Genomic DNA, 12018 nt, shown 5'->3' with positions numbered 1-12018 from the left:
GCCGGTCTCAGCCAGGCGCGTCGGTGCCGAGGTAGGCGGCCTGGACGCGCGCGTCGGCCGCGATCAGGTCCGGCGGGCCTTCGGCCAGCAGGCTGCCGCGCACCAGCACGGCGATGCGGTCGGCATGCTTGAAGACCACGTCCAGGCTGTGCTCGGTGAACAGCACCGCCAGGCGCTGGGTGTCCGCCAGTTCGCGCGTCAGGCGCATGAGCGCGTGGCGTTCGTTGGTGGCCATGCCGGCGGTGGGTTCGTCCATCAGCAGCAGCTTCGGCCGGTGCGCCAGCGCCATGGCCAGCTCGACCCGCTTGACGTCGCCGTAGGCCAGTGCGCCGCAGTGCGCGCCCGCCTGGGCGGCCATCCGCACCTGTTCCAGCAGCGCCATGGCTTCGTCGGCGCGGTGCGCCGCGGCGCGGCGCCAGGGGCGCAGCAGCAGGCGGTCGCGCGACAGCAGGGCCGTCTGCACGTTTTCCAGCACGGTCATCGAGCGGAAGGTGGCGGCGGTCTGGAAGGTGCGCCCGACGCCGAGGCGGCAGATCTTGCCCGCCGGCAGGCCCACCAGCTCGCGGCCGTCCAGGCGCACCGAGCCGGCATCGGGCCGCAACTGGCCGCCCAGCACGTTGAAGCAGGTGGACTTGCCGGCGCCGTTCGGGCCGATCAGCGCCAGCATGTGGCCGGCCTCCAGCTGGAACGAGACGTCCGCCAGCGCGTCGATGCCGCCGAATGATTTGCGCAGTCCCTGGACCCGCAGCAAGGCATCGGCCGCGGTCATGCGCGCCTCCGCGTCCAGCGCGCGGCGGCGCCCGCCAGGCCCGCCGGAAACAGCATCACCAGCGCCAGGATGGCGAGCCCCAGCACGGCGTGCCAGTAGTCCGTGCTGCGCGCGGCGGCGTCCTGCAGCCAGGTGTAGGCGGCCGCGCCGACCAGGGGGCCGGCCAGCGTCTGCAGGCCACCCAGCAGCACCATCACCAGCCCGTCCACCGAGCGGCTCACGCCGAGCACGTCGGGGGCGATGCTGCCCTTCGAGAACGCGTACAGCGACCCGGCCAGGCCCGCGGCCAGCGACGCCGCCACGAAGCCAGCCCACTGGACGCGGCGCGTGTCCATGCCCAGCGCCTCGGCCCGCAAGGCCGAATCGCGCGCGCCGCGCAGCGCGTAGCCCAGCGGCGAGAACGCCAGGCGCCGCAGCCAGGCAATGCCCAGCGCGCACAGCGCCAGCGTCAGGTAGTAGAACCAGGGGCCCTGCGTCAGCCAGCGCGACGGCCACAGGCCGATCAGGCCGTTGCTGCCGCCGGTGACCTCGTCCCATTGATAGGCCAGCGCCCACAGGATCTGCGCCACCGCCAGGGTCAGCATCGCCAGGTAGACGCCGGACAGGCGCACGCAGAACCAGCCGAACACCACCGCGCCGAGTCCGGCGGCCAGCGGGCCCAGCAGCAGGGCGGCTTCCATCGGCAGCGCCGCCAGTTTCAGCAGCAGCGCGGCGCCATAGGCGCCCAGGCCGAACCAGGCGGCGTGGCCGAAGGTGGTCATGCCCGCCAGGCCGGTCAGGAAATGCAGGCTGGCGGCGAACAGGGCGGCGATCAGCACCTCGGTCAGCAGGATGCCCAGATAGGGCCACTGCGCCGCCGCCAGCGGCGCCAGGACCAGCAGCGCCAGCAACGCGCCGTAGGCCAGCCGCAGGCGACGGCCGGCGGGGGCGATGGGGGCTTCGGCCGCCAGCGCATGCGAGGAGGGCGCCGGCGGCTGGCCCAGCAGGCCCCACGGACGCGCTACCAGCACGACCGCCATTACGGCGAATTCGGCCAGCAGGGTGAGCTTGGACAGGTTGAACAGCCAGGGGCCGATCTGCACCTGGCCCAGGAAGACGAAGACGGCCTTGACGCAGCAGATCAGGACCGCCGCCAGGAAGGCGCCAGGAATCGAGCCCAGGCCGCCGACGACCACGACCACGAAGGCGCTGGCGATGATCTCCAGGTCGAGCCCGAGCGTGGCGGGCACCCGCGGCGCGGCCAGCGCGCCGCCCAGCCCGGCCAGGAACGCGCCCAGCGTGAAGGCCGAGGTGAACAGCCAGGCCTGGTTGACGCCGAGCGCGGCCAGCATGTCGCGGTTCTCGGCGGCGGCGCGCAGCAGCCGGCCCCAGCGGGTGCGCATCAGCAGCAGCCACAGCAGGCCCAGCACCACCGGGCCGGCCACGATCAGCAGCAAGTCATATTGGGGAAAGCGCCGGCCCAGGATCTCGATCGCGCCGGACAGGCCGGGGGCGCGGGCCGAGAACAGGTCTTCCGGGCCCCAGATCGCCAAGGCGGCGTCGCCGATGATCAGCACCAGCGCGAACGTTGCCAGCAGCTGGAACAGTTCCGGCGCGCGGTACAGCCGCTTGAGCACCAGCAGTTCGGCGGCGGCGCCGACCAGGCCGGTGGCGAGCGCCGCCAGCAGCAGGCCGGCCCAGTAGCCCGGGCCATCGCCGAAATACCGGGTGAAGCTCCAGGCCAGGTAGATCCCCAGCATGTAGAAGGAGCCGTGCGCGAAATTGACGACCCGCGTGACGCCGAAGATCAGCGACAGGCCGGCGGCCACCAGGAACAGCGCACTGGCGTCCGCCAGGCCGTTGAGCAGCTGCGACAGCAGCCCGGACAGGCTCATCAGTGCGGGCGCATCTTGCGAACTTGTTCGTCCGGCGGTTGCAGGCGCGCACCGTCGATGTAGGCGAAGTCCTTCATGATGCCCTTGCCGTCCTCGACCGCGGTGACGCCGATGTAGACGCCCATGGTCGACTGGTGGTCGATCTTGCGGTACTGGATCGGGCCGTAGGGCGTGTCCACTTTCAGGCCGGCGAAGGCGTCGACCAGTTTTTCGGTGTCGACCTCGCCGGCCGCCTTCAGGCCCTGGGCGATCGACATGAGCGAGGCGTAGCCGACCACCGAGCCGACCTTGGGCGTCTCGTTGTAGCGCTTGCGGTAGGCCTCGACGAAGGTCTTGTTGGCCGGGGTGTCGATGGCATACCAGGGGTAGCCGGTGACGATCCAGCCCGACGGCGTGTCGGCGCCCAGCGGCTCCAGGTATTCCGGTTCGCCGGACAGCACCGAGACCACGGCGCGGTTCTCGAACAGGCCGCGGGTGTTGCCTTCGCGCACGAAGCGCGTCAGGTCGGCGGCGAACAGCACGTTGAAGATGGCGTCCGGCTTGGCGTCGGCCAGGGCCTGGACCACCGCGCCGGCGTCGACCTTGCCCAGCGGCACGGCCTGCTCGGCGACGAATTCCACGTCGGACTGGAACGACTTCATCATGGCCTTGAAGGTGGCCACGGCCGATTGCCCGTACTCGTAATTGGGGTAGACGATGGCCCAGCGCTTCTTGCGCAGCGCCAGCGCCTTGGGCGCCAGCGCGGCCACGTGCATCCAGGTGGACGGGCGCAGGCGGTACGTGTAGCGGTTGCCTTCCTGCCAGGTGATCTTGTCGGTCAGCGGCTCGGCGGCCAGGAAGAACACCTGCTGCTGCTTGGCGAAATCGGTCAGCGCCAGGCCGGTGTTGGACAGGAAGCCGCCGAACAGCAGGTCCACCTTTTCGCGCGCCAGCAGTTCCTGGGCGGCGCGCACCGAGTCGCCGGGGTTGCCATTGTCGTCGCGCGAGAACACCTCGAGCTTGCGGCCCAGCACGCCGCCGGACGCGTTGACTTCCTCCAGCGCCAGCTGCCAGCCCTTCTTGTACGGGCCCAGGAAGGCGGGAATCGCCTTGTAGCTGTTGATCTCGCCGATGCGGATCGGCGGTTCCTTGTCTTTGGTGTCTTTGGCGGACGCGACGGGAGTCAGCGCCAGGGCCAGGAGCGCGGGGGCGAGCGCGCGGCGCAGCAGGGTCAGGCAGGGACGGAGCATGGCGGGTATCGCTGGCAAGAAGGCCCGGCCAGAGCCGAGACTTGTAATGGACGATTGCTGTTGCGGCCCAATTGAAGCATGCGCGGCGCCCGGGCGTCAAGAAAAACGGCGGGGACAGGCCCGCCGGGTTGTATCCCGCCAATGCAAAAGGCCCTGCGATGCAGGGGCCGTCAATGAAAAAACCCTGCGATGCAGGGGCCATCAATGAAAAAGCCCTGCGAAAGCAGGGCCTTTTCGACTTTCCGGAGACCGGCTGAATTACTTCAGCTTGGTTTCCTTGTAGTCAACGTGCTTGCGAGCGACCGGATCAAACTTCTTGATCAGCATCTTCTCGGGCATGTTGCGCTTGTTCTTGGTGGTCGTGTAGAAATGACCCGTGCCGGCAGTCGACTCGAGCTTGATCTTTTCGCGGATACCTTTGGCCATGTCGTGCTCCTAGTATGTCAGATTGGCGGGGGGCCGATTAGGCCAGTTCGCCGCGGGCACGCATGTCGGCCAGCACGGCGTCGATGCCGTTCTTGTCGATCGTGCGGATGGCCTTGGCCGAGACGCGCAGACGCACCCAGCGGTTTTCGCTTTCAACCCAGAACCGGCGCGATTGCAGGTTGGGCAGGAAGCGACGCTTGGTCTTGTTGTTCGCGTGCGAAACGTTGTTGCCCACCATCGGGCCTTTGCCGGTCACTTGGCATACGCGTGCCATGGATGCACCTCATTTATTCTTGCGCATCGCCGGGGGGTAGACAGGGCTTCAGCCGCCGGGCTGTGAGAGGCTTGCCGTCGGGTCTTGCCCGAGGTGTCTGCCATCTTGCCGGCCACCCAGTCTTAGTGGATGAGGGGGAATCCTGAGATCCCACCCAGTGCTTATACCCGCTGCCTGCCATCCGCAAAAATGCGCTGGGGGTCAGAGTGTTGAACTACAAAGCATAGTAGTCCAGCACGGGAAACTTCATGTGAAGACTTAGATTCTAATACGAAAAATCCAGATAAATCAAGTGGTAGGGTGGCTGCACACGGAAAAGCGTGGCGTCCGAGCCGCGCCAAGCGCGTCCGCGCGGTGCGCATCGGCCAGATTTCAGCTGGCCGACGGCGCCTTCGCGCCAGTCACCCAGCGTCCCTGTAATCAGGCCGGGTGCGATTGCGCCACGCGCCCCGACAGCCAGGACAGGCAGGCGCAGGTGGCCAGCGTGGTCGTCAGGGGCAGGGCGCTGTCGGTCTGCCAGGCGCTGACGGCGAAACCGGCCAGCGCGCCGCACGACAGTTGAAGCGTCCCCAATAGCGCCGAGGCCGCGCCCAGCCGCTTGCCCTGGTCGGACAGCGCCAGCGCCGCCGAGTTGGGATTCACGAAGCCCTGGCTGCCCATGTAGCAGATCAGGCACGCCATCAGCAGCGGCAGCGTCATCCAGCCCACCAGGGTCAGGGCCACCGCCGCCAGGCTGGCGCAGGCCAGCGAGGTCAGGGCGCGGCGCTGCAGCTGGCGCGGGGTGTGGGTGCGCAGCAGGCGCGCGCTGATCTGCGAGCAGATGATGAGCGACAGCGCGTTGGTGCCGAACAGCAGGCCGTAATACTTGGGGTCGACGCCGTACAGTTCGATGAACACCCGCGGCGAGCCGATGATGTAGGCGAACATGCCGGCCTGGCCGAAGCCGCCGGCCAGGCTGTGCGCCATGAAGCCGCGGTGCGCGAACAGGGCGCGGTAGTTCTGCACGATGGTGTGCCAGCGCAGTGGCACCACCCGTTCGGGCGTCAGCGATTCCTTCATGATGAGGACGACGGCCGTCATCAGCATGGCGCCGCCGGCCAGCATCACCCAGAACAGGCTGCGCCAGCTGGCGATGCCCAGCAGTTGTCCGCCGGCCAGCGGCGCGAGGATCGGCGCCAGGCCCATGATCAGCATCAGCAGCGACATGGCGCGCGCCGCTTCGTGGGTTTCGTAGTGGTCGCGGATGACGGCGCGCGGAATCACGATGCCGGCCGCGCCGCCCATCGCCTGCACCACGCGCCAGCCGGTCAGCGCCTCGACCGAGCCGGCCAGGGCGCAGCCCAGCGACGCGATCATGAAGAGCGCCAGCCCCACCATCAGCGGCGGCTTGCGGCCGAAGCGGTCGGCCATCGGGCCGTAGAACACCTGCGCCAGCGCCAGGCCGATCAGGTAGGCCGCCAGCGTGCGTTCGACGTCGCCGCGCGGCACGCCGAGGTTGGCGGCGATCGTCGGGAACGCCGGCAGGTACATGTCGATGGCGAAAGGACCGATCGCCGTCAGGGCGCCCATGAGAATGAGCCAGCCCGGCAGCGCGCCGCGGGAAGAAAGGGTAGGGGGCATGTGGACCGCGATGGGGATCGCGCAAGGGACAGGGTGCGTCGCGCTGCATTGCGCGTTTTGCACCAAGCCAATGACTTTATCACGCGCTGCCTTACACGCAAATTGCAAGGGATTTCCGATACAGTCTGTCCGTGTCCGTACGTATTCCAGAGGAGATGCTGTGAGTCCTTTGTTGTCTGTTGTGGAACGCAAGCTCCAGGCCTTGCCCGTCACTGTCCAGCTGGTGCTGCCCGATGGCACCGTGGTCGGGCCGCCGGATCCCAGGGTGCGGTTCGTGACGCACGACAAGACCGCGCTGGCCCACCTGGCCGAGGGCGCCGTCGGCGTGCTGGGGCAGGACTACGTCGAAGGCCGCATCGATATCGAAGGTTCGATGCGTGACGTGATGGCGGCGGCCGCGGCGCTGCTGCCGGGTTCGCCGGTGGACGCGGCGCGCGGCGGCTGGCTGACCGAGTTGGTGCGCAAGGTGATGTCGGTGTGGCGTCACTCGGTGGAGCGCGACGCCCGCCAGATCGAATTCCATTACGACCTGTCCGACGATTTCTACGCTCTGTGGCTGGATCCGCGCCGGGTCTATTCCTGCGCCTACTACCGCGAGCCAGGCATGAACCTGGCGCAGGCCCAGGAGGCCAAGCTCGACCACATCTGCCGCAAATTGCGGCTGCGGCCGGGCGAGCGCTTCCTCGACGTGGGCGCGGGCTGGGGCGGCTTGCTGCTGTGGGCCGCCGAGCACTACGGCGTGGACGCCACCGGCATCACGCTGTCGCGCAACCAGCATGCGCACGTCACCAAGCTGATCCAGGAGAAGGGCCTGGGCGACCGGGTGCGGGTGGAACTGCTGGACTATCGCAAGCTCGACGAGGCCGGGCCCTATGACAAGATCGCCTCGGTCGGCATGTTCGAGCACGTCGGCCGGGCCCAGCTGGAAGGCTATTTCGCCAAGCTGCGCCGGCTGCTCAAGCCGGGCGGGCTGATCATGAACCACGGCATCACCGCGGCCGGCGTCTACAACGCCGAGCTGGGCAGCGGCATGGGCGAGTTCATCGAGAAATACATTTTCCCGGGCGGCGAGCTGACCCACATCAGCGTCGTCATGGAGGCCATGACCAACGGCGGCCTGGAAGAGGTGGACGTCGAAAACCTGCGGCCGCACTACGCCCGCACCCTGTGGGCCTGGAGCGACGCGCTCGAGGCCAACCTGGCCGAGGCCGCGCGCATCCTGGGCGGCGAGCAGGGCGAGCGTTCGCTGCGCGCCTATCGGCTCTACCTGGCCGGTTGCGCCATGGGCTTCGAGCACGGCTGGATCGCGTTGCACCAGATCGTGGGCCAACACCCGGCCACGGGGCGTCCCGACGAGCTCGACAATCCGCCCGACCTGGCCTACCCGTGGCGGCGCGATTACATGTATCGGGACCCCGATCCGAAGGCTTGAAACCGCGCTTTTGGGCTTAAAAATGTATTTATAAGAACAAAATATTAACTATATGTATCTTTATTTTCGAGCGGCGATTCCCCAGGGGAAAACGGGGAATCGCCTCTTGGGAATAAGGGTTTTTCCGCACGGTTTTCGGTCTGAATGTATCTGATTCGTTCAGGCTCGGGGTTGGGTCATGCATCAATTTCGGTTAAGATGCTGGCTTCTTCTTTCAGTTTGTTCACTATCTGTGGGTTCTCGAAAACTCCGTTTTTGAGGCTCCTGTCTTGCAAGACCCCGCACCCTGCGGATCCTCTTGTTGCTAGTGTCGGTTTGTATTGGCGGTTCTGCCCGTCTTCCGCACAACCCCCTTAGCTCCATGGCACGGCCGGACCAGCGCCGCCGTGTCCCTGAACCTATGGAGGCAAAAGCCAATGCGTTTCACCCCCGTCAAGACCCTGGCCGCCGCGGCCGTCTTGTTTGCCTTCGCCGGATCGGCCCAAGCCGCCGATGCGCCGCAATGCGAACTCAAGCGTCCGATCAATTTCGGCGCCATGAACTGGGAATCCAACCTGGTCCTGGTCGATGTCGAACGTTTCATCATGGAAAAGGGCTACGGTTGCAAGACCGAAACCCTGCCCACCGAGACCTTGCCGGCCCTGGCCGCGCTCGAGCGCGGTGACCTGGACATCAACACCGAGATCTGGCTGAACAGCGTCGCCGACCCCTGGGAACGCGCCGAAAAGACCGGCCGCGTCAAGCGGATCGGCGATCTCTACATGGGCGGCGAGGCCTGGTACATCCCGCGCTACACCGCCGAGCGCCTGCCCGAGCTGAAGTCCGCGGCCGACCTGCCGAAGTTCAAGGACAAGTTCAAGGACCCCGAGGAACCCGGCAAGGGCCGTTTCTACGGCTGCCCGGCGGGCTGGGGCTGCGAAGTCACCAGCACCAACCTGTTCCACGCCCTCAAGCTGGACGACACCTACACGCTGTACTCGCCGGGCACCGGCGCGGCGCAGAAGGCGGCCCTGATGTCGGCCTACAAGCGCAAGCAGAACGTGGTCTTCTACTACTGGTCGCCCACGCCGCTGGTCGGCGCCATGGACCTGGTCAAGCTCGAAATGCCGCCCTACGACGCCGAAAAGCACAAGTGCCTGACGTCGCCCAAGTGCGCCAAGCCCGAGCCCAGCGCCTATCCCGACAATCCCGTCTTCACGGCGGTGAACACCAAGTTCTCGCAGGAAGCGCCGGTGCTGACCGAGTTCCTGTCGAAGGTCTCGGTGCCGCTGCCCGTGATGAACGAAACCCTGGCCCACATGGAAGAAACCGGCGACGAGTCCGGCGCCGTGGCCAAGTGGTTCCTGAAGAACAAGCCCGACGTCTGGACCAAGTGGGTCCCCGCCGACGTCGCCGGGCGCGTGCAAAGCGCGCTGTAACCCCCGCCGCCTTTCCGGCGGTGGGCCGTTCCGGCTTGCCGGGACGGCCCACCGGGTTGGACTTTTTCCCCTTGGGATGCCCCCAAGGGGAAAAAGCCCTCCGGCAGGCGGACTGCCCGCCCTCGCGGGCAATGCGCGGGAGGTCTTGCTTCCGCGCCGGACTGTAAGCAGTTTTCGCCCTGGCCGATGGCGGCTCCCCGCGAGGGGCGCCGGCCCGGCCACCGTGCCGGATGCCGTGCTGGCGCACGGCATGGCGCGTGGCGAACGCGCTGAAATGGAGTCAAAACATGTTCCCTGAAATCATTCCCGCCCGTCAGGTGCGGGGGGCCATCGACGGATTCGTCGATCACCTGGTCACCAATTACGCCGATACCCTGGAGACGCTGTCCCAGCCCGTGCTGCACGCCCTGGTGTGGCTGGAGCAGGTGCTGCGCAGCTCGCCGTGGTGGGCCGTGGTCGGCGTGACCATCGCCATCGCCTGGCTGGTCAGCCGCCGCATCGGCCTGAGCCTGGCCATGGGCGCGCTGCTGTGCGTCATCGGCGTGCTCGGCCTGTGGGACGCCGGCATGCAGACGCTGGCGCTGATGATCATGGCGGCCGGGCTGTCGGTCATCATCGGCATTCCGCTGGGCGTGCTGATGGCGCGCGTCAACTGGCTACGTTCGATCATGCTGCCGGTGCTGGACGTGATGCAGACCATGCCCAGTTTCGTGTACCTGATTCCGGTCGTGATGCTGTTCGGCCTGGGCAAGATCCCCGCCATCATCGCCACCGTGATCTACGCCGTGCCGCCGCTGATCCGCCTGACCGACCTGGGCATCCGCCTGGTCGACCGCGAGGTGCTGGAAGCGTCGCGCGCCTTTGGCGCCAACCCGCGCCAGCAGCTGTTCGGCGTGCAGCTGCCGCTGGCCCTGCCCAACATCATGGCCGGCATCAACCAGACCACGATGATGGCGCTGTCGATGGTGGTGATCGCCTCCATGATCGGCGCGCGCGGCCTGGGATATGAAGTGTTGCTCGGCATCAACCGCCTGGAAGTGGGCCGCGGCCTGCTGGCGGGCCTGGGCATCGTGGTGCTGGCCGTGCTGTTCGACCGGATCACGCAATCGTATGGACAGCGCATGCGCATGGGAGGCCAGCGATGAGCAAGATCGAAGTCAAGAACATCTACAAGATTTTCGGGCCGCATCCGAAGAAGTGGCTGCAAGCCGCGCAGGGCGGCATGAGCAAGGAAGCCCTGCTGGCCGAAAGCGGCCACACGCTGGGCCTGCGCGACATCAGCCTGTCGATCGAAGAGGGCAGCATCTACGTCATCATGGGCCTGTCGGGGTCCGGCAAGTCGACGCTGATCCGCCACTTCAACCGCCTGATCGAGCCGAGCGCCGGCCACATCCTGGTCGATGGCGTCGACGTGGTCAGCCTGAACAAGCGCGACCTGGAGACCTTCCGCCAGAAGAAGATGAGCATGGTGTTCCAGCGCTTCGGCCTGTTCCCGCACCGCACCGTGCTGGACAACGCCGCCTACGGCCTGGCCGTGCAGGGCGTGGGCCGCGCCGAGCGCGAGCAGCGCGCCCGCGAATGGCTGGAGCAGGTCGGCCTGTCGGGTTTCGAGCAGCAGTATCCGCACCAGCTGTCGGGCGGCATGCAGCAGCGCGTCGGGCTGGCGCGGGCGCTGGCCACCGATGCCGAGATCCTGCTGATGGACGAGGCCTTCTCGGCGCTCGACCCGCTGATCCGCCGCGAGATGCAGGACCAGCTGCTGCAACTGCAGTCCAAGCTCAATAAGACCATCGTCTTCATCACCCATGACCTGGACGAAGCGCTGCGCCTGGGCAACCGCATCGCCATCCTGAAGGACGGCGAGCTGGTGCAGGAAGGCACGCCGGAAGACATCCTGCTGAACCCGGCCAACGATTACGTGCAGTCGTTCCTGCAGGACGTGAACCGCACCAAGGTGCTGAACGCGACCCACGCCGTGAACCCGGCGCGCCTGACGCTGACCATGCGTTCGCGTCCGGCCCATTCGGTGGACCGCATGCGCGCGCTGAACTACGAGTACGCGCCGGTGCTGGACGGCAAGCGCCTGGCCGGCGTGCTGACGCTGGTCGCGGCCGAGCAGGCCGTGCGCGAGGGCGGGCGCGACGTGTCGCGCTTCGTCGAGGACCTGGCCTCGGTGCCGGCCACGGCCGGCCTGGGCGAGGTGCTGGCGCAACTGGTGCACAGCGACCAGCCGGTGGCGGTGACGGGCGAGAACGACGAGTTCATCGGCATGCTGTCGCGCAAGAAGGTGGTCGAACTGGTGACCCCGGTGCTGGCCGAGACGGCGCCGACGGACGAGTCCGCCGTGTCCGCCGAGACGCCGCCGGAGGGCGGCCAGGCGGCGCAAGCCGAACTGCAGGGCCAGCCGCAACCCGCGCAGCGGGGCGAGGCGGCCTGACGGCCAGAGGTTGCCGTCAGGCGGACGGGCGGCGGCTGCCGCCCGTCATGACGATCCGGTTCCGGCGCGGCCAGGCTTGCGCCCGGGGCCAGTCCGGATATGATGGCTGGCCGGCGCCGACTGCCGGCGAGCCACTATTCGGAATATCGGAATCCGTCATGCCAATCTTGAATGTCCAGATCATGCAGGGCCATTCGGCCGCCCAGAAGACCGCGTTGCTGAAGGCGGCCTCGCAGGCGGTCGTGGAAAGCATCGCCGCGCCGCTGTCCAGCGTGCGCATCGTGCTGCAGGAAATTCCCGCCGAGCACGTGATCGTGGCGGGCGAGATCGGCAAGGCCATGGCGCGCGTCGACGCGGCGCTGATCGAGGGCCGCGACGAAGCCAAGAAGTCGGCGCTGATCGCGGCGCTGAACCAGGCCGTGTGCGCCAGCATCGGCATCTCGGGCGAGGACGTGCGGGTGCTGATCCGCGACGTGCCCAAGACCGACATGGGCGTGGCCAACGGCCTGAGCGCCAAGGCCGCGGGCCGCTGAGCGGGA

Annotated in this window: 11 protein-coding genes; 5 read left to right on the top strand and 6 right to left on the bottom strand. The window is 67.5% G+C overall.

All coding sequences use genetic code 11. The annotated features are described in order from the left end of the window. Positions 1-7: 7 nt before the first annotated feature. From AC1HFW_RS16515 to AC1HFW_RS16490, 6 genes are all read right to left on the bottom strand, one after another. Positions 8-769, bottom strand: coding sequence for an ABC transporter ATP-binding protein (locus tag AC1HFW_RS16515; RefSeq protein WP_479284449.1), 762 nt, complete (start codon positions 767-769; stop codon positions 8-10). Continuing rightward, positions 766-2643 carry an ABC transporter permease gene (locus AC1HFW_RS16510; RefSeq protein WP_479284447.1) on the bottom strand — a complete coding sequence of 626 codons (1878 nt, stop codon included), beginning with the start codon at positions 2641-2643 and terminating at the stop codon, positions 766-768. Before AC1HFW_RS16510 ends, AC1HFW_RS16515 begins: the two co-directional genes overlap by 4 nt. Beyond that, positions 2643-3872: an ABC transporter substrate-binding protein gene (locus AC1HFW_RS16505; protein ID WP_006390602.1), complete on the bottom strand. Its 1230-nt coding sequence runs from the start codon at positions 3870-3872 to the stop codon at positions 2643-2645. The genes AC1HFW_RS16510 and AC1HFW_RS16505 overlap by 1 nt, the downstream gene beginning before the upstream one ends. A gap of 258 nt (positions 3873-4130) precedes the next feature. Then, entirely contained in the window at positions 4131-4298 is a 168-nt protein-coding gene (rpmG, locus tag AC1HFW_RS16500; protein WP_003810296.1) for a 50S ribosomal protein L33, read from the bottom strand. A gap of 37 nt (positions 4299-4335) precedes the next feature. Continuing rightward, positions 4336-4572, bottom strand: coding sequence for a 50S ribosomal protein L28 (rpmB, locus tag AC1HFW_RS16495; protein ID WP_006390601.1), 237 nt, complete (start codon positions 4570-4572; stop codon positions 4336-4338). 420 nt (positions 4573-4992) lie between these two features. Continuing rightward, positions 4993-6141 carry a Bcr/CflA family multidrug efflux MFS transporter gene (locus AC1HFW_RS16490; protein WP_061073727.1) on the bottom strand — a complete coding sequence of 383 codons (1149 nt, stop codon included), beginning with the start codon at positions 6139-6141 and terminating at the stop codon, positions 4993-4995. Between the two features lie 211 nt (positions 6142-6352). Here AC1HFW_RS16490 and AC1HFW_RS16485 point away from each other — a divergent pair, with 211 nt between their 5' ends. From AC1HFW_RS16485 to AC1HFW_RS16465, 5 genes are all read left to right on the top strand, one after another. Further along, positions 6353-7624 (top strand): class I SAM-dependent methyltransferase, encoded by a 1272-nt coding sequence (locus AC1HFW_RS16485; RefSeq protein ID WP_479284445.1) that lies wholly within the window; start codon positions 6353-6355, stop codon positions 7622-7624. Between the two features lie 416 nt (positions 7625-8040). Continuing rightward, the gene (locus AC1HFW_RS16480) at positions 8041-9042 is read left to right on the top strand and encodes an ABC transporter substrate-binding protein (RefSeq protein ID WP_006385636.1); all 1002 of its coding nucleotides are present in this window, start codon (positions 8041-8043) and stop codon (positions 9040-9042) included. A gap of 287 nt (positions 9043-9329) precedes the next feature. Then, positions 9330-10187 (top strand): ABC transporter permease, encoded by an 858-nt coding sequence (locus AC1HFW_RS16475; RefSeq protein ID WP_006385635.1) that lies wholly within the window; start codon positions 9330-9332, stop codon positions 10185-10187. Next, positions 10184-11479, top strand: coding sequence for a quaternary amine ABC transporter ATP-binding protein (locus AC1HFW_RS16470; protein ID WP_006390596.1), 1296 nt, complete (start codon positions 10184-10186; stop codon positions 11477-11479). The genes AC1HFW_RS16475 and AC1HFW_RS16470 overlap by 4 nt, the downstream gene beginning before the upstream one ends. A gap of 158 nt (positions 11480-11637) precedes the next feature. Further along, entirely contained in the window at positions 11638-12012 is a 375-nt protein-coding gene (locus tag AC1HFW_RS16465; protein ID WP_006390595.1) for a tautomerase family protein, read from the top strand. Positions 12013-12018: the final 6 nt, after the last annotated feature.

It is taken from the genome of Achromobacter sp. ISS7 (genome assembly GCF_056523125.1).
The sequence above is the reverse complement of the archived record's forward strand: the minus strand, read 5'-3'. Positions and strand labels throughout refer to the sequence as shown.

What these genes read in the sequence shown, in the direction of transcription:
- AC1HFW_RS16465 (WP_006390595.1), top strand. Translation starts at nt 11,638, where the DNA reads ATGCCAATCTTGAATGTCCAGATCATGCAGGGCCATTCGGCCGCCCAG.
- AC1HFW_RS16490 (WP_061073727.1), bottom strand. Translation starts at nt 6,141, where the DNA reads ATGGGCGCCCTGACGGCGATCGGTCCTTTCGCCATCGACATGTACCTG.
- AC1HFW_RS16470 (WP_006390596.1), top strand. Translation starts at nt 10,184, where the DNA reads ATGAGCAAGATCGAAGTCAAGAACATCTACAAGATTTTCGGGCCGCAT.
- rpmB (WP_006390601.1), bottom strand. Translation starts at nt 4,572, where the DNA reads ATGGCACGCGTATGCCAAGTGACCGGCAAAGGCCCGATGGTGGGCAAC.
- AC1HFW_RS16475 (WP_006385635.1), top strand. Translation starts at nt 9,330, where the DNA reads ATGTTCCCTGAAATCATTCCCGCCCGTCAGGTGCGGGGGGCCATCGAC.
- rpmG (WP_003810296.1), bottom strand. Translation starts at nt 4,298, where the DNA reads ATGGCCAAAGGTATCCGCGAAAAGATCAAGCTCGAGTCGACTGCCGGC.
- AC1HFW_RS16515 (WP_479284449.1), bottom strand. Translation starts at nt 769, where the DNA reads ATGACCGCGGCCGATGCCTTGCTGCGGGTCCAGGGACTGCGCAAATCA.
- AC1HFW_RS16505 (WP_006390602.1), bottom strand. Translation starts at nt 3,872, where the DNA reads ATGCTCCGTCCCTGCCTGACCCTGCTGCGCCGCGCGCTCGCCCCCGCG.
- AC1HFW_RS16510 (WP_479284447.1), bottom strand. Translation starts at nt 2,643, where the DNA reads ATGAGCCTGTCCGGGCTGCTGTCGCAGCTGCTCAACGGCCTGGCGGAC.
- AC1HFW_RS16480 (WP_006385636.1), top strand. Translation starts at nt 8,041, where the DNA reads ATGCGTTTCACCCCCGTCAAGACCCTGGCCGCCGCGGCCGTCTTGTTT.